This is a genomic window from Candidatus Tisiphia endosymbiont of Parasteatoda lunata, from assembly GCF_964030955.1.
Taxonomy (GTDB): Bacteria; Pseudomonadota; Alphaproteobacteria; order Rickettsiales; family Rickettsiaceae; genus Tisiphia.
Genome location: NZ_OZ035003.1, coordinates 1432750 through 1450627, shown reverse-complemented (window position 1 = coordinate 1450627; position 17878 = coordinate 1432750). Strand labels below are relative to the sequence as shown.

Annotated in this window: 13 protein-coding genes and 2 pseudogenes; 6 read left to right on the top strand and 9 right to left on the bottom strand. The window is 31.9% G+C overall.

What is annotated here, in order from left to right; translation table 11 throughout:
- The first annotated feature begins 94 nt into the window (after nt 1-94).
- Nucleotides 95-1291, top strand: a complete 1197-nt coding sequence (locus AAHN00_RS09020) for an IS66 family transposase (protein ID WP_342270935.1) — start codon at nt 95-97, stop codon at nt 1289-1291.
- A 248-nt stretch (nt 1292-1539) separates the two neighbouring features.
- Here the strand turns inward: AAHN00_RS09020 and AAHN00_RS09015 are convergent, their stop codons facing one another.
- The 6 genes and pseudogenes from AAHN00_RS09015 to AAHN00_RS08990 form a co-directional block, all read right to left on the bottom strand.
- Nucleotides 1540-2754, bottom strand: a complete 1215-nt coding sequence (locus AAHN00_RS09015) for an IS256 family transposase (protein WP_342270940.1) — start codon at nt 2752-2754, stop codon at nt 1540-1542.
- Nucleotides 2755-2879: 125 nt separating this feature from the next.
- Entirely contained in the window at nt 2880-3896 is a 1017-nt protein-coding gene (locus AAHN00_RS09010; RefSeq protein ID WP_342271070.1) for an Rpn family recombination-promoting nuclease/putative transposase, read from the bottom strand.
- A gap of 32 nt (nt 3897-3928) precedes the next feature.
- A pseudogene (locus tag AAHN00_RS09005) lies at nt 3929-5521 on the bottom strand (toprim domain-containing protein); the annotation flags it as partial.
- 13 nt (nt 5522-5534) lie between these two features.
- A complete protein-coding gene (locus AAHN00_RS09000; RefSeq protein WP_342271025.1) occupies nt 5535-6515 on the bottom strand; it encodes a transposase in 981 nt (326 codons plus the stop codon).
- Between the two features lie 42 nt (nt 6516-6557).
- Nucleotides 6558-7127: a hypothetical protein gene (locus AAHN00_RS08995; protein ID WP_342271069.1), complete on the bottom strand. Its 570-nt coding sequence runs from the start codon at nt 7125-7127 to the stop codon at nt 6558-6560.
- A 93-nt stretch (nt 7128-7220) separates the two neighbouring features.
- Nucleotides 7221-9434: pseudogene (locus tag AAHN00_RS08990) on the bottom strand (AAA family ATPase); the annotation flags it as partial.
- 408 nt (nt 9435-9842) lie between these two features.
- Here AAHN00_RS08990 and AAHN00_RS08985 point away from each other — a divergent pair.
- Nucleotides 9843-10136, top strand: a complete 294-nt coding sequence (locus AAHN00_RS08985) for a conjugal transfer protein TraD (RefSeq protein ID WP_342271068.1) — start codon at nt 9843-9845, stop codon at nt 10134-10136.
- A 591-nt stretch (nt 10137-10727) separates the two neighbouring features.
- Here AAHN00_RS08985 and AAHN00_RS08980 read toward each other — a convergent pair.
- A complete protein-coding gene (locus AAHN00_RS08980; RefSeq protein WP_342271067.1) occupies nt 10728-12167 on the bottom strand; it encodes a hypothetical protein in 1440 nt (479 codons plus the stop codon).
- Nucleotides 12168-12203: 36 nt separating this feature from the next.
- A complete protein-coding gene (locus AAHN00_RS08975) occupies nt 12204-12911 on the bottom strand; it encodes an IS6 family transposase (RefSeq protein ID WP_342270905.1) in 708 nt (235 codons plus the stop codon).
- 557 nt (nt 12912-13468) lie between these two features.
- Between AAHN00_RS08975 and AAHN00_RS08970 the strand changes: the two genes are divergently transcribed.
- The 4 genes from AAHN00_RS08970 to AAHN00_RS08955 all read left to right on the top strand — a co-directional run bounded on the left by AAHN00_RS08970 (nt 13469) and on the right by AAHN00_RS08955 (nt 16665).
- Nucleotides 13469-14011 carry an ankyrin repeat domain-containing protein gene (locus AAHN00_RS08970; RefSeq protein WP_342271066.1) on the top strand — a complete coding sequence of 181 codons (543 nt, stop codon included), beginning with the start codon at nt 13469-13471 and terminating at the stop codon, nt 14009-14011.
- Between the two features lie 103 nt (nt 14012-14114).
- On the top strand, nt 14115-14354 hold the full coding sequence (locus AAHN00_RS08965; RefSeq protein WP_342271065.1) for a hypothetical protein: 240 nt from the start codon (nt 14115-14117) through the stop codon (nt 14352-14354).
- A gap of 456 nt (nt 14355-14810) precedes the next feature.
- Entirely contained in the window at nt 14811-15224 is a 414-nt protein-coding gene (locus AAHN00_RS08960; RefSeq protein WP_342271064.1) for a helix-turn-helix transcriptional regulator, read from the top strand.
- A gap of 178 nt (nt 15225-15402) precedes the next feature.
- Nucleotides 15403-16665 (top strand): IS256 family transposase, encoded by a 1263-nt coding sequence (locus AAHN00_RS08955; RefSeq protein ID WP_342270914.1) that lies wholly within the window; start codon nt 15403-15405, stop codon nt 16663-16665.
- A gap of 24 nt (nt 16666-16689) precedes the next feature.
- Here the strand turns inward: AAHN00_RS08955 and AAHN00_RS08950 are convergent, their stop codons facing one another.
- A complete protein-coding gene (locus AAHN00_RS08950; protein ID WP_342271063.1) occupies nt 16690-17778 on the bottom strand; it encodes an IS481 family transposase in 1089 nt (362 codons plus the stop codon).
- Nucleotides 17779-17878: the final 100 nt, after the last annotated feature.

Genomic DNA, 17878 nt, shown 5'->3' with positions numbered 1-17878 from the left:
GAATACCAGCTATTTAACTCCTGAGAATTTTTGTAGTGGTGATAGCTGTCCTCACTGTTGTAATGGCAAACTATATAATAGTGAAGCTAGAAAATTGCTACAATTTACAGGTAATGCTCCAATTACAGTCAACAGATATGTAAAGAAAACGCTACGTTGTAATGCTTGTGATTATATAGTTATGAACAATAAAAATATCAACAAATGGACAAATAGTAGCAGAAGTGCAATAGTGTTACAAAAGACCTATGGTACTCCTTTCTACCGTTTATCTAGGCTGCAAAGTTTAAGTGGTGTTCCTGTGGCATATAGCTCGCTCTGGCAACAATATTTAGATGTTTGGCAAGAAGGTGGTGGAGCTGAAATTTACGGGGTATTATTGGAAATGGCTGCCGAATGTAGTTCACTGAACCTTGATGATACTAGAGCTAGGATTTTAGAAATTACTATAGCCAATAAGAAATTACGTACTCAAAATAAGAAAGGACGCAGCTGTTATACTACTACAATATGTGCTAAGACTGCAAATAATGAGGTGATAGTTTTATATTTTACCGGTAATAGGCATGGTGGAGAAAATATAGGTAACGTACTAAAGAATCGTAAGAATAGAACAGATTCTATCCAATTAATGACTGACGCAAGTAACAATAATAACCCGGTATTATCAGAAGCAGATCAAGAATTACTGGCAATAATAGTGATGATCAATTGTTTGTCACATGGTCAGAGAAAATTTACAGAGAATGAACTATATTACCCTGAAGAATGCGGATATTTTCTCAAACAAACACGAGGGATTTACCACAATGAACATCAATGTAAAGAGATGAGTCCTGAAGAAAAACTTGGGTATCATCAGGAACATAGCAGTAAATATATAGAAAACATATATAACAAAATAGACGAATTATTTAACGACAAGAAAGTTGAGCCTAATAGTAGGCTTGGACAAGCTATGAAATATTGGATAAATAATAAAGAAGGTTTGACCCAATTTTTAAAAATCCCAGTTAGCAATCTTGATAATAATTGGGCTGAGAGATCACTGCGTACCATTATTTTACAAAGGAAGAATTCATTATTCTTTAAAACAATCAATAGTGCTGAGATACATAGTGGTTTGTATAGTATAGTAAAGACTTGTAGTGAGAACGAGATCAATGCCTTTAAATATTTAAATTGGCTACAAGAGCAGAGTAGCAAAGCAAAGAAGCGTCCTGCGAATTATACGCCTTTTGCCTATGCAAGATATATGAATAATACGGAATTAATCGAGACAGCAGCTTAAACGACAGGAAGCCAATCATTAGAGAATTTGGCAGAACTAGGATCACCATTATGAATAAGAATGTGTAAGGTTCTATAACAAAAGGTAATATTCCTATTACTAAACTAACAATGAATTTGCAAACTCACTGAAATGTCAAAAGCCATTTTAAAGCGTTTTTAGAGGGGGTAAATAGCTTTATGTAGAAAAGTACATAAAAAGGGGAAATTAGAGCCTTTCTAATTAAGTGTGTAAATTTTTCATAGGGCTTAAATTCTACCTTCAAATTTTATCAAAAAGTGAGCCATAGCTGCGTTCCAGTTTGGAATCGGCATAACCCATTTCTTGGTCATATAATCAATTGCCAAATATAAGGTCTTAAAAACAGCATTATCATTTGGAAAAACCCGTTTATTCTTAGTAACCTTACGTAATTGGCTATTGACAGATTCTACACTATTAGTTGTGTATATTACTTTCCTTATCGCCTCAGGGTATCCTAGAAAAACCATTAAATTTTCCCAATGAACATACCAAGATTTAGCAATTTGTGGATACTGTTTACTCCATTTAGCTTCAAAAGATTCTAAAGCAAGATGTGCTTCTTCCTCCGTGCTAGCAGTATATATAGGCTTTAAATCAGACGCTAATTCTTTTCGGTCTTTATATGATACATATTTTAAACTATTTCTAATCTGATGTACAATACATAATTGATGTTCGGTTTTCGGAAAAACTGCTTCTATTGCCTCAGACATACCGGTTAAATTATCACTGCAAGCAATAAGCATGTCTTGCATACCTCTGTTCTTCATCTCAGTAAAATTACCAAGCCAAAATTTCGCTCCTTCATTTTCACTGATCCACAATCCTAAAATATCCTTCCTTCCAGATAAATCAATACCTAATGCTACATATACAGACTTATTGATAATTCGTTTATCTTGACGTACTTTTACTACTAAACAGTCAAAAAATACTATAGCATATACTCGATCCAATGGTCGGCTTTGCCATATCTTGACATCCTCAATTACATCATCAGTAATTTGACTTATCAAACTTTCGCTAACGTCAGCTCCATACAATTCTTGCATTTGAATCTTAATATCAGATAAGCTCATTCCTTTAGCGTATAATGATATTATTTTATCATCAAATCCTTCAATACGTCTTTGACGCTTCGGAATTAATGCAGGTTCAAATGTACTACTTCTATCCCTTGGAACCTCAATCTCTACAACTCCATTATTTGTTACTAGATTCTTTACATTCCTACCATTACGAACATTATCACTATCAGTATGACAATATTTATCATATCCTAAATGATTATTCATCTCTGACTGCAATGCCTTCTCTACAAGCCGTTTGGTTAATTGTTTTAATAAACCATCCTCTTTAAGTAATGTTGATATATCTGTATCATTATTTATTAATAAATCTATCGCTTGATTCATTGCTTCATTTTGTTTTTGGTGCATTATAATTTCTCCTTTTGTTATATTATATTTTTATATAACCTTTGAAAAATTTACACACTTATTTGTACAGAGCCGGAAATTACACTATAACCCCTCTCTAAACAGCTAATTTGGGTTTATTTTTCCTAAGCAAAAGATTGAATAAAAGATTTGCTAAGACCAGTTACAGCAGAAATAAAAGCAACATCAGAGCCTTGAGCTAACATTTTCTTTGCTATTTCTGTTTTTACTCTGATATTTTCTTCAGCTTTACCTTCAGCTTTACCTTCAGCTTTACCTTCAGCTTTACCTTCAGCTTTACCTTCAGCTTTACCAACCTGGATGCCTTTAGCTTCACCGATCTGGATGCCTTGAACTATCCCTTTTTCTATACCCTCATCAATATATTTCTCAGCAATAGTTCTCATAATATTCTCCTCTTCTGTTGCAGTTAAATGACTCGATATTAGCCTCTCTAGCTCTTGTTGCTTACCTTCTTCTATCTTAGCCTCACTATACCATAAAAACGATCTTATGTAAATATAGCCTGTTGACTTATCTATACTAATATAGGATTTAAAATTTGTTAAAAGTTCATCCCACACCTTCAATATATCTCGCTGCTGTACATATTTGAGCATATATTCTAACATGCCAAAATGTTGCTTCTGCTTTATCTCATCATCAGACATTGCTTGCAAATCTATTAGCTTATAATCCTCACACATTAGTTGCTTTGCAAGCTTAGGATCGCTAAATAACTCAAACAAGTTCTTTGGCACATTAAACTTTCTAGTACCATGATAAAATACCATTGGTATTATCAACGGTATTTTATTTTTACCTTTTTTATGCCTTTCAGCTAATAGTAACATATATTTCCATAATTTGAGTGCCATCCAATATTTTGGTCTTATCTCCGCCTCAATCAACACATACACAAAGGCTTGCTCATTATCTTTAGTCTTAACAGAATAGACTAAATCACTAAGAGCTCTTTTTAGGTCATCCTCAACAAATGATTCTTTCTCTATTGTTATTTTGCTTAAATCAACTATTTCCTTAACCTCTTCTGGTAAATAATGTTCCAAAAATTCTTGGGCTGCTATTTGATTGACCATTATCTTTTTAAATAATGCATCATGTTTTAATTGAGTTGACATATTCTTAATTAGTTAATTATTATTAATATAATCTATATAGTACCTTTAACTACTATTCCCTGGTTTTTCTGCGTCTCTGCTGCATTTTGTAATTCATTTTTTATTTCCTTACCTATTACTGATTGTGGATTAATATATTGCATCACTTGTTTATCTTTGCCTATGGCAACTAAGTAATCTTCTGGTACGGCGTAGCTTTTACCTCTAAAATCATTTATTACTATATCACAGAATCTAACATTACCTAAATTATAATTAGGAGCAAACTTATTTTTCATTATTTGCAAATCTTTTGTTATTTTCTGCTCAATAGCTTTAGAACAACTATTCTTGCTATAGAGAATAAAAGACTCTATGCCTTTTTCCTTATATATTTGCAAGGCTGTATTTATGTTCTCCTTAGTAGTAAATCTTTCCAATGATTTTATTTGCCATTGAAACTTCTGTAATATATCGTGATTTGCTGATTTTCCAAGTTCTAGTTCTATAGATTTGATTTGTGATTTATTATTGTCAGCATTATTAACTGGTTTTAATAACTCAGTAAATTTAGTTGTTTTTTCGTTTAGTGTTTCATTTAATATTAATTTTGCTATTTCAGGTTCTATAAACTTTTTAATAGATTCTGCTCCTGGAGCTTTGAGCATATCATTAAAATCCCCCATATCTTGCGGCATTATTACTGATACTACTGCACCCTTAGCTGTTAATTGTTCTTTAGCTTTAATAACACTATTAACTGATACGGCACTTTGTCCATCATTATCTGCTGCAATGATTATCTTCTCTCCTTTTGTAGGCTGATAATTCTTAATATTACTTACACCTAAACTACAGATGATCTTACCTTTAATACCTGCTTCCTGCAAGCTTAAAGCTGTTTCTACTCCTTCTGCTATAATTGTTATATTATTCCTTGACTTATTCCCCTGTTGATTATCTTGTTGAATTTCTACAAAAGAACTACTAATTTTACCAAATGAACGTTTATTAACGGCAATATCAGCTTTAGCACCTGTTTCTTGGTTTAAATAGATTGATTGTCCACCAGTGATTTTACCTTCTTGATCTCGTGCGAAGGCAATTAAGGCTGGATAATATTGTTTGCTTTCATTATCCCACATCATGTTAGTTTTAAGGTCTTGGCTTAATTGGAATTTTTCTAATACTACCTCAATTCCACGGTGCTTACCTAAATATTGTCTAGCTACATTATTATTGGTAGAATATAGTACAGAACTTGATTTTTCATATAATCCTTCCGCTTGTTTTATCTTAGCTATCTCTCTGTTTTGTTCTTGTTGATTCTGGATTTTAGCTTGCCTGTAAGACTTATCTACTACCAAATCTACTAATAGGTCTTGTTTATAGACAGTTGGCATACCAACCATTTCTTGTAAATATTTCTGAGCTTGAATAAAGTTACATTTTCTTTCTCTCTGTACTAAGGTAAATAAGTCTCCACCTTCACCTTTACTAAAATCATACCATATTCCAGCCTTACCTCCTTTAATCTTCATTGCTATTTTACCATCTTTTTCCCAGCGTAATATATAATTATTGGATAAAAGCTCATTTGGTCTACCAAGAAGACTATATGCTATGTCTTCAGCTTTGAAAGATACAGGAGTTTCGCAGTTAGCAAAATTGCGAATCAGCTAAAAGGCATCTAATGTTGTTCTGAATTGATGTTTTTATAACTTCCCAAGTTTGTTGATATAAAGTAATTTTTTCATTTATCCTCCTTTTGTTCATATCGAGCCAAGCAAATACGGCAAGGCAAATATGATTTCTCTGAGCTCGACCCGTGCGTGCCTGACAGCGTTCAATACCACAAGTTTGTTTTAATTCTCGATGATAAACTTCTATAGACCACCGTGCCTTAACAATTTTCTCTATTTGTTCACGTGTTGGATTTTCTAAGTTAGTTGTTATGTAATCAATGCGACCATTTTTTGCCACAAACTTAAATACCGTAACCCAACCGTATCCACGTAGGTGAATTTTTAGTCCCTCATCAGGAATCTCTAAACTTTCTAAGCTAACATTATGATTAACTTTTCTATTTTTTCTTAGGTTACTAACCCATGTCCAACCTAAATTACGTATATGTTTCAAATTCTCCAAACCGCTATACCACGCATCCATTACTACTGCATCAGGATTGATCCCTCTTTCCTTAGCTAAAGTAAGCATATCACAAAAATGCTCATTCTTTGTTTTTCCATCAGTTTCTTTATCATATATTCTATAATCTACAGGGGTAGATTGATCAGTTTTAGCATTGTAATGCAGTAAGTTGACCATCCCTATACCAGGTATAACATCATGTACAGCTCCAGAATATTGATAATGTACAAGCTCAATTTTCTTACTGTATTGCTTTGACAATAACGTGTCATCTCCCACTAATAAACAAGAAGCTTCCCTATCAATATATTTTGACACTTCTCTGTAGATCCCGCTAGGGCGGAAATCCTTACTATTTAACCATCGACTTGCACTATCATGAGATAGGTTTATTGGACTTACTTCAGATAATGCTTTACCACTATATCTTACGCTACTTGCTTGTAAAAATGATTTATATAAGTCTTTGCTACATTTTGATCTTGCCATGCTTAACTAAAACTCTTTCTTGCTAGATTAACATATTTTTTGCTAAGTGCGAAACTCCTGAGATAGTAATTGCTTCAGCTTTAGACTCTCTTGCTTGTTAATAAAATCATAATTAATGTTATTTGTCATATTTTTATTTTTTATATTATCCTGAGTAGAAGCATAATTTGTCATAATATCTTCTTGTAACTTAGTATTTATTTTTGGTTCTTGTTTATTGCTATTAGTTAACATTTTACCAAAGTTGTTTAACCCTTCTTGCAGTTGATTATTTTGAGCAAGATTTACGCTAGTCTGCTGCAAAACTTCTACTACTTTAATAAGTGATTCTGCTGTTACTTTTGGTTGATAATATTGCTTATTATTATGCAATTTATCCTCTATGTCATTGGCTACATATTTAAACCAATCACCTACTTTATTGATGATAGTAGGATTTTTATTTTCATTCATTTTATTGTCCCACTTTGGGAGAAAAACCCCGCACTTGCAGTGCGTCGTTTCAACATAAATTTTAAATATCTTATCAAGAAAAGATAGGATATTTTTTAACAAAATCTTACACTTCACAGATATATTTTTTTGTGTTGTGACACTTTCTAAATGAGCCATACACAAATAGTTTCTAACTTTTAAGTTAGTACATACATGAGGCATTCATGCCGTAATATTAAGCTCTGCACTTGCAGTGCAGAGTGGTTAACTTAAATCTTCTAAAGTTGTAAAATGCATACTTGCTAGCCTATTATCTATCCTAGCAAGTTGTGATATTAAACTTGCCATATTTCTTGTAGCCTCCCTATTACAGTACAGCTTGACTTGTTCTACATGCCTGGTCATCTCAACATAAGAGTTCCGAACATTACCAGCTAGATTATGTAAGACATATACATCTTTAATTGATGCTCCTTGAGCTTTATAGACTGTAGAAGCATAGCCGTGTTTAAAACTTATCCCTTCTGGATTAAATGCTATTTCTCTACCTTGATCTGTTTTAGCAACAAACTTATTGTTACTTACTGAAACTAGAGTAGCAAATTCACCATTTTCTATTTGTAACTCTTTGTCAGTAGCCTTAAATAAAATACGATCTCCTACCATATAATCTTCATATTGCTTATCTGATTTTGAGCCTAGAATAAAGCGACGATATTCTTTACCCGTTAGTAATCCACTTGTTTTTAATAATTCTCTTATTCCTTGATTAATACTATCTACTTCTTGGTTGCCTACAGTAATTATTAAACGTTCTTGTAGAGTAAATCTGCTACTATTCCAATCATTAATCAATCTTGCCATTGATTCTTCCAAAGTATGATCAATCTTTAACCCATTATGCCTCTCTAACAACACTATCCCAGCTGCAATATCTGATTTAGCAAAATATAAAGCCATTTCTCTTGCCCATTGCTGGCTTTGTCTTCTAATATCACTAAGTACATATGAACCAAATGTACTGGCAAATATTTCAAACATGCCACCTCGCTCGATTGAGGTTAGTTGCTTCTCATCTCCTGCTAATATTAAATTACAATTAGAGCTTCTTGCTATCTTAAATAATTCTAAATAATCACTATTACTCACCATTCCTGCTTCATCTACTACTAGCAAACTATTATTTGGCAGAGTAATTTTACCATTATACAATTTAAATAAAAATCCCTTTACCGTATAACATTCTTGATATCCCTTACTTTTTAGCTCTGATACAGCTTTATGAGTAGGGCTAAGCCCTATAATATTTTGTCCATGGTGAGTAACAAGTTTATAGGCAGTAGCGAGTATTTGTGATTTACCAGTACCAGCTCTACCACGCAGCATTCTTATCCCATTATATTGCAGTAAAATGTGTTGTAACGCTTCTCTCTGAGACTCGCTAATGTTAGAAAGTTTTGCTATGTCTTCTTTTAAACTTGTTATATTACCGACTATGTTATAATTGATATTATCATGAATTTTATTAGCTATTCTTAGTAATCGTAGTTCTTCTTCTCGAACATCATAAGTAGTGTAATATTTAGTATCTTTGCCATCTTCATTATATAGTTTTACTAACCTTTCTGAATTTAATACGTCTTGAATTAATTTTTGCTTTTCCTCTTGTCCTTGAATTTCTTTAACCGCTCTTACTACATCTTGTTTACTAAAAATAGCTTGATGGCTTATAATACGATTTAATACCCCATCACTATCTTTAATAATTTTTAGATGAGCTAGCTTGCGTAACTTATTTTGCTCTGCTATTTCATTAATGATGTTTCTCATTCTCACAGGACCAAGATGTTGTTGTGGCATCATGCTTATTGAATCCACTCTAGTTTTTAAACCTAATTTAGCAAAATATCTGTTCATTACTTCTTTGGCTCTCTGATGAATCATCTGTGATTCTGGAATAATAAATGCTTTCCCTTTAACTTTTTTAAATTCAGGATTTAAATCTACTGCCTTAGCTCCTAAACTCTTGCCGTCTTCTGTAAATCTCCTAGTAGTAACAAGCAGATGAGCATGCCAATTTCGTTCTCCATTATGGGGCTTATGTATATCTACTTGCACTCCTAAACCATTTTTTATCCATGCCATCTCTTCTATTATTTCATGGGTAATGGCTATTCTATCTTGTAATTCTAGCTCCTTATCGTCAGGCAAGGCTATAACAACATCTTTTAATAACTGGCTATTTTTTCTTTTCTCTGCCTGCTCTACCTCATTCATCAATATTTCAGGGTCTTTAAATCTTCCATCTACATAGCTAGGTAGTAAAACTGTATGATAGACGTTATCTCCTTTTCTGGCAAAATTATAAGTAACATTAGTCTGCTGATCTTTTATCATCGCCCTCGCATTATAAGCAGCTTTACAACAGCTATTTCCTCCTGAACTTCTACTTACTATCTCGATCCTGGTAAATTGTATCGCCATAATTCTTTACTGTTCATTATCTCAATCTTGCATTACATTACCATGCTAATTTTAAATCATCGAGTAGAATCTAGATCAAATGAACCAGCAAAAAAAAAAGCAATAAACTTTAGTTTATATATTGCGTAGTAACCTAATCTGAAGTTAGGTTACTAGCCTCTTCTACGTAGCTTTTCAGTTACTACTGAAAATAATGGCAATATCTGTTTATATTAATTTGTTGGTTCGGTAGGAGTGGAAATTCTTGAATTGTCCTATCCATTTATTATTGCTTTTAGTCTTCTGTTGTATCAATTATCTGGTTCAAAAAAATATGAAATTTTTATTGGAACTCTATAATTCATTGGACTTCTTAAATTTATTGTGCATTCATGACATGTAAGCAATAATTTAGAATATTATACTTATATGGAAAATGTCATAAAACAAAGATTAAAATTACAACAAAAGAAAGCTAAAATTATTACTGAAGAAGCTAAACTTAAAATTATAGAAAGAAAAATGCGTACTCGTCGCTTAATTGAGCTGGGCGGATTGATTGCTAAAGCAAAGCTCGATGACTTACCTACCAATAGTTTATTTGGAGCATTAGTTTCTTTGAAAAATGAATTAACAGAGTCCCCACGTATCAAAGACCAATGGACTAAAATTGGCAGGGATATTTTTGATCAAGAATTAAAAGATAAACCTCTCTTATCTTAAAAGTTAACCACTCTGCACTGCAAGTGCAGAGCTTAATATTACGGCATGAATGCCTCATGTATGTACTAACTTAAAAGTTAGAAACTATTTGTGTATGACTCATTTAGAAAGTGTCACAACACAAAAAGAATATATCTGTGAAGTGTAAGATTTTGTTAAAAAAATATCTTATCTTTTCTTGATAAGATATTTAAAATTTATGTTGAAACGACGCACTGCAAGTGCGGGGTTTTTCTCCCAAAGTGGGACAATAAACCATATTCTGTTACTATTGTATTAATTATAAGACTTTTTATCATCTTAAAGTTAAGTAAATGATGCTTATTTTTTTGGCATCACTCTTAAAATGTATAATTTGCTAATTATTTCCTACTACTCAGAAAAACCTTGATTATTGAGTAAACTAGCTTTGTTCAGAAGGGTAGAAAATAACAATTTTTAATAGTAATATTTAGGTATTTGTTCTTAAAAAGCATGTAATCTTTACTATTCAAGGATAATATACTTAGAAGTTTTTATATTTATAATTACAGAAAACTACCACTCCAGAACAAAGCCATGTGCTAGGTCAACACTTCTCTGGCTCTGCATTTATAAGTTTGTAAGGCACATATCTAGCCATCTTATATAATTCTCTATAAGAAGTTTTGTTAAGGGTATATCTTCTTGTTTTTGTATTTCTTTTAATTGCTGAATAATCTTTGACAACCAAGACTTTCCTTCGCTTGAAATAAAGGTATTAATTGAATTATTGTAATACCGATATCTGTTTATTAATGCGTCCACTATCTTCTTTTTGTCAGCATTTTTCCACTGAAGAAATTTTTCCATAAACTCTTTTGCCTCTATATATTCTAATACAGGGTTATTATAATATATACCATCTTTTTTAATTTTTCTGCAAAATTCGTCTGGATTATTTTGTAGTAGCTCTAATAACTCTTTAGCTTGCTCTTGATATTTGGATTGCAGAACATTCTTTCTAATTTCTTTGCATTGGTTAATGAAGTTTTTAAAATTATCATTATCTTTACTATAAAAACTTGATCCAAGCGTATGCTCATGCCCATTGACATCATTGTCTATCTCCAGTTTATCCCAACTTAGTTCTTCATAAATCTTTTTAAGATTTTTCCCTGCATAACCAATATATTCGTCGATATTAATATTGATCACCTTTTTTTCCTGAAAATACATAAGTAAGCTAATTATATGTTTGACTTCACCTTCCTTACCAACAAGTATCTCTTTAAGATCATTTTTTACCGTATTAATCAGTGTTATAATTTTATTATTTTCTAACTTAAAATAGCCCATAAGTTGATGCCAAGGAGGAGGATTATAAACTTTAAATTGTTGTTTAATTTTCTGCTTATCAATTTTATTATCGAAAATAATTTCTTTCCATTCATTACCCAAATACGATACACACAGCAGGTTGTATAGGCAATTTTGATATTTGTCAAAAAACTCTTGCTCAATTTTTTTATCTTTTTGTTTTTCTGAAACTTGACTAATCTGCATCCATAATTTTTCCAATACATTACTACTGTGATAATATTCTAATGACAAGATTAAGAATGTTTGCAAAATAACCCTGAACTTATCATGGTCAATATCATCACATTGTGATAATGCGTTTGTATAGAACCAGTTAAAGGAATTTATACTGTGTTTTAAAGTTCTAAAATTCTTATAACCAGCTTTATTAAAAACCTCTATGACAATATGCTTATACTCCTTTAGTAACTTATCTTTTAGTGTTGTATCTTGTACTTTATTAAATATTATATCTACTACGGTATCAACATCCTCTGTTAAGGTAAAAGAAGTAGCTATTATTTTTTCTTTTATTTTGTTCCACTGAGTTAACTGTGTATTTTGCTTCTCATTTTCCTGTTGTTTGTCACTAATTTTCTCTGTATTAGCAATAATGATAGTTTTAATATTTTTTTCCTCAATAAAGTAATTAATGTATCCCAATAATTCTTCCATTGGAATTAAAGAGGTTTTGTCGCATCTATAAATCATACTACATCAAGATTGTTAAAACTAAGGTTTTGGACATTATGATGCCATTAACATAGCAAAATTCTCAAAAGTAGAAAGATTATCATTAGCTCCAATTATTTGTCTTTTTTGCATCATACGAATATTTTCTATACCGGTAATAGTCATTTCTGCAGAATGAAAACTCTTAAAACCAAGCATTGGCTTTGTACGTTTTTTGATAAACCTATGATCTTGTTCTACAAGATTATTCAGGTATTTGGTCTGAATAACCTTAATTTTATAATCTTTAGGAACTTCTGTATTCAAATCATTAAGAGCAGCAGTATTACTACCGCTTTTATCAATTACTACTTTCTCAGGAAAATTATTCTCTCTAAAGGCTTTACGAAAAAATGCAAGTGCTGCAGGCTTGTCTCTATGCTTACGTAGCAGAAAGTCTACAGTATTACCAAGACTATCTAGTGCTCTATATAAATAAACCCATTTACCGTTTAATTTAATATAAGTCTCATCCATTCTCCAACTACTACCAACTGGCTTCTTTCTTTTTCTAACCACCTGATCTATCAATGGTACAAATTTTATAACCCATCTTTGTAATGTAGAGTGATCAATTTTTGCTCCCCTTATACTCATCATTTCTTCCAAATCTCGATAACTTAAAGAAAATCGGCATTTCATATAGACAAATAACATTATTATTTCTGGTGAAGAACAAAATCCTTTGAAATATGATAATAATCTTGCAGTAATACGAAACATCTTAACATCTTTTTTAGATCATTATATCAATCTTTTTTCTATTGTCCAACATATGCGACAGAACCCTTTTAAGTTAGTACATACATGAGGCATTCATGCCGTAATATTAAGCTCTGCACTTGCAGTGCAGAGTGGTTAACTTTCAAATGCTACCATACACTATTTACACTAGATTGTCACGTTAAGTTAACCTCATTTTACGCGAATTCGGGATAAGAATTGATAAATTCTTATCCCCAAATTCGGTGAAATTATCGAAACAATCAGATTTGAGACGGCTCTGTATCTGATTGTTAAATTAATATTTTGCTAAAAACATGATTTTAGCTTTAGAAAGGTTTAAAATGCATTCGTGTTAGCCGCTTTAAGAATGCATTTTCCCTTATATTAAAGCCAATTCGGAGTCACATTCGAGTATATAAACCTTTGATTCTATTCATTCAACTTAAAAATTTTTTAAATATTGCTTGCATGTAATGGGATTTTACTGTAGTATGATCACAAATATCCGTTTAAAACGGATATTTGTGATATAAAAACTAATTGGAGGAATAAATATGACGTTTGGAACAGTGTGTAAGCAAGTTGTTGCTCAAGTACGCTATGGTGATTTAATTACTTTATTCGATAAAAATCCTTTATTTACAGCTGTAAAAAAAGGTAACGTGAAGTTAGTAAATCATTTAGTTACAAAAGGTAATGTAAATAAGCAAGATAAAGACGGTAATACTGCACTACATTATGCAGCAGAAAAGAACAATCCTAATAGTACTAAGATCATTGAAATGTTATTAGACATGAATGCAGATCCAAATATAGCTAATAAGGATACTAATACACCATTAAACATTGCTTCTATAAATGATAATTATTCAAATGTTGGTCTATTAGAAAGATATGGTGCTGAAATTAAAAAACTAGATTTGGTTAAGGCACAGCTAGCTAAGAAGATAAAGGGAGATATGAGTGATTTTCGGGAATTATTGAACAAATCAAAGGGTTTATCATCTGATGCTCATTTAAAAAAGATAAGTGATATTGTAGAATCCTTATATAAAGCAACAAGTCATGACACTACGGATTATTCATTTAATAGTTAACCACTCTGCACTGCAAGTGCAGAGCTTAATATTACGGCATGAATGCCTCATGTATGTACTAACTTAAAAGTTAGAAACTATTTGTGTATGGCTCATTTAGAAAGTGTCACAACACAAAAAGAATATATTTGTGAAGTGTAAGATTTTGTTAAAAAATATCCTATCTTTTCTTGATAAGATATTTAAAATTTATGTTGAAACGACGCACTGCAAGTGCGGGGTTTTTCTCCCAAAGTGGGACAATAAATGTACTACTATATACCAAAATGTACTTGACCGTGGTATTGGTGCAGTGTCTGTTCCATTGTCAGGGGTAGATGAGGGACTATCTTTTGATTATTAATGAAGTAAGTGGGTAGCAACTGGAAAATGGATGGAACATATATTAACCTCAATTCGATGTAAGGCATTGGTTTAATAGCCTAGGGTGTCTCAGATGTCACCCCACAACTGTTGAAAGTTAGTAAATACAGCTTCTTTATACCTCTATTAGCGAGAAGACCGTAAGGTCGACGAAGCAATCCAGTAACATCATTTATCTATAGATTGTTTCCTAGATTGCTTCGTTTACGCTCGCAATGACGTTGTGGTATAGGTATTTGTAAACTTTCAACAATTATGGATGTCACCCCTAATGGCATACTGAGCCTACTATTAATTTATATATAGACAAAAACAACAGCTAGAGCAGCAGGAACAATTAGAATTAACACGGAAAAAATAATGTAATTCGTATTTACTTTTTGATTATTATACCTTATATTTTAAAAATATTAATTTTATATACAAAGTATTACTTATGGCAAATTTACAGGCTAGACTTAATTCGTTAATGGCTCAAAAAAACATAAATGCTATAGATATAGAGAGGAAAACTGGACTAAGTAGAAATACTGTCTATAGCATTTTGTATGGTAGTTCAAAAAATCCTAGTGCTAATAATTTACAATTAATTGCAAAAGCCTTAGACATTAACTTGGAAGCTCTTGTTATTGATAATGAAATAAACCTCGAGATACTAACTGTTGATCAGATAAAAATTTTTAGCAAAGCTACTAGTGCAACAATTAATATATTAATTGAAAGAAACTTAAGTTTCTCATTGAGAAACCTTACAACTCTAATAAAAGAAGTATATGAGTATGCTTTGAAGAAGCAGTTTGTTGATAATACATTTATAGATTGGATAATTGATAAATATCATAAACCTTAATTGTGTGATTATAAACACGGTTACAAGATGATTGTCAGATGAACTGTAGAAGTCAAGATTTGATCTTACAGACCCCATAAATTAACTTATTGAGTCTGTCCTATAGTTTGTGTAAGTTGCAAAGAAAGCAGTAAGAGATTACTGTAAAAAAAGTAACTTAAGCAAGCAAGGAGGAATTATGGCTAAAAAATTAGATACAGATAAAGATACATTAGACATCAGTAATCAGCTAGTAGAAGAATTATTATCAAAAGCAGATCCATCGGAGTTATTTGGTCGAGATGGTTTATTTCAACAGCTAAAGAAGCAAATAGTTGAGAAAATATTAGCAAGTGAGTTGGATCATGAATTAGGATATTCAAAACATAGCAAGATGCCAAAAGTAGATAATAATCGTCGTAATGGTAGCTATGAGAAGACAGTAATTGATGGGGATGGTCGTAAGCTGACAGTAGAAGTACCAAGAGATCGGGAAGGAGAGTATAATCCTCAATTAATACCAAAAGGGCTGAGGAGATTTAATGGATTTGATGAGAAAGTGATATCCCTTTATGGTCGCGGTATGACAGTCAGCGAGATCCGAGGGCATTTAGAAGAAATATATCAAACTGATGTATCTGGTGACTTGATATCCACCATAACAGATGGGGTGATAGAAGAAGTAACTAGGTGGCAAAATCGTTGTTTAGATAGGGTGTATCCAATATTATACTTGGACTGTATCTATGTAAAATCTAGAGACAATCACATAGTAATAAATAAAGCAGTATATTTAGCACTTGCTGTAAATATAGAAGGGAAAAAGGAGTTACTTGGCATTTGGATAGGCAAAAATGAAGGTGCTAAATTTTGGATGCAAGTAGTTACTGAGTTAAAGAATCGAGGAATTGAACAAATTTATGTTGCTTGTGTGGATGGTTTAAAGGGCTTTCCAGAAGCTATAAGCAGTGTATTCCCGAGTACTATAGTACAATTATGTATTGTACATATGGTTCGCAATTCAGTAAAGTATGTGTCATATAAAGATTTAAAAGAGGTCACATCAGATCTAAAACAAATTTATACAGCTAATAATGACGAAATGGCACGTTTAAAACTTCAGCAATTTGGTGTAAAATGGGATAAAAAATATCCGGTAATTTCTGATATTTGGCAACGTAATTGGTCTGGGATAATACCGTTTTTTGCCTTTCCTGAAGAGATCAGAAAGGTAATTTATACTACTAACACTATAGAATCTGTAAATCGTCAAATTAGAAAAATTATCAAAAATAAGGGGGTGTTTCCAGATGATAAGTCAATTCAAAAAATAATATTTTTATCCCTACAAAATGCAGCCAAAAAATGGACCATGCCTATTAAAGATTGGTCTTTAGCTTTAAATCAATTTGAAATACTTTGTGGAGATTTTAAATATGATTTATTGGAAAATAAAAAATGAACTTACACAAATTAAATGATTGACTCAACTTATTAGATTGTCAGATAAATTTTGACTGTCAGATAAGTGTTCAAGATACAAGATATCATTATTTTTTTCAAACGCTAATTTTTTACTATCTTTAAAGGTTTGCATTGGAGTTTTACCATAGCAATACTTGCCGGAATGAGGGCGTTCGTTATTATAATAATGTAACCAGGTATCAAGATCTTTTTGCAATTCAAAAAGTGAATTGTAAATCTTTTTACGCATTGCAGTATCATAAAACTCATTTTTCATGGTTTTATGAAACCTCTCACATATCCCGTTAGTTTGAGGGGAATATGCTTTTGTAACGGTGTGTTCTATTCCTTCAATACTTAAAAACAATTCAAAGGCATGATGTTCTATATTTCCTTTATATTCAGTACCACGATCAGTTAATATACGTAGTATAGGAATACCTTGTTCTTCGTACCAAGGTAGAACTCTATCATTTAACATATCAGCAGAGGTTATAGCTGTTTTGTCTGTGTATAATTTGGCATCCGTCACCCTGGAATAGCTATCGATAAAAGTTTGACCATAAACCTTACCTATTCCTTTAAAGTTGCCAACATAGTAAACATCTTGACAACCAAGATAGCCTGGATGTTCTGTCTCTATTTCCCCATGTGCCTCTTTAAGATTCTTACGATTCTCCAAGACACGTAATTGAGCTTCCTTAAGTATAATGCCATCCTGAGCCATTTTAGTTTCTAAAGCTACTAGCCGTTTCTTAAGATTATTGAGATCGTTCCTAAGCCAGATAGATCTAATGCCGCCGGGAGATACTAAAATCCCATCTTTTTTTAATTCGTTCGATACACGAAGTTGACCATAAGCGGGGTACTCTATTGCCATGTCTAATACCGCTTTCTCTACAATAGGATCAACTCTATTAGCCAATATGGGTTTCTTACGGCTTATTTCATACAAGGCTTCATCGCCACCATTCTCATATAATTCCTTGAATCTATAATAACTATCTCTGCTATACCCCATTGTCTTACATGCACTAGATACATTTCCTAAGCTTTTTGCTAGTTCAAGTAATCCTATTTTTGGTCTTATTATTTTCTGATTTAAATTCATTTTAATCTCCATTTAATAATTTGTTTATTTTACTAAATGTAAGATTAAATCTCAACTACTTCAACTTACTTAACCTAAGTTCGATATAGCATTAGTGTAT

What these genes read in the sequence shown, in the direction of transcription:
- AAHN00_RS09015 (WP_342270940.1), bottom strand. Translation starts at nt 2,754, where the DNA reads ATGCACCAAAAACAAAATGAAGCAATGAATCAAGCGATAGATTTATTA.
- AAHN00_RS09010 (WP_342271070.1), bottom strand. Translation starts at nt 3,896, where the DNA reads ATGTCAACTCAATTAAAACATGATGCATTATTTAAAAAGATAATGGTC.
- AAHN00_RS09000 (WP_342271025.1), bottom strand. Translation starts at nt 6,515, where the DNA reads ATGGCAAGATCAAAATGTAGCAAAGACTTATATAAATCATTTTTACAA.
- AAHN00_RS08995 (WP_342271069.1), bottom strand. Translation starts at nt 7,127, where the DNA reads ATGGCTCATTTAGAAAGTGTCACAACACAAAAAAATATATCTGTGAAG.
- AAHN00_RS08985 (WP_342271068.1), top strand. Translation starts at nt 9,843, where the DNA reads ATGGAAAATGTCATAAAACAAAGATTAAAATTACAACAAAAGAAAGCT.
- AAHN00_RS08980 (WP_342271067.1), bottom strand. Translation starts at nt 12,167, where the DNA reads ATGATTTATAGATGCGACAAAACCTCTTTAATTCCAATGGAAGAATTA.
- AAHN00_RS08975 (WP_342270905.1), bottom strand. Translation starts at nt 12,911, where the DNA reads ATGTTTCGTATTACTGCAAGATTATTATCATATTTCAAAGGATTTTGT.
- AAHN00_RS08970 (WP_342271066.1), top strand. Translation starts at nt 13,469, where the DNA reads ATGACGTTTGGAACAGTGTGTAAGCAAGTTGTTGCTCAAGTACGCTAT.
- AAHN00_RS08960 (WP_342271064.1), top strand. Translation starts at nt 14,811, where the DNA reads ATGGCAAATTTACAGGCTAGACTTAATTCGTTAATGGCTCAAAAAAAC.
- AAHN00_RS08955 (WP_342270914.1), top strand. Translation starts at nt 15,403, where the DNA reads ATGGCTAAAAAATTAGATACAGATAAAGATACATTAGACATCAGTAAT.
- AAHN00_RS08950 (WP_342271063.1), bottom strand. Translation starts at nt 17,778, where the DNA reads ATGAATTTAAATCAGAAAATAATAAGACCAAAAATAGGATTACTTGAA.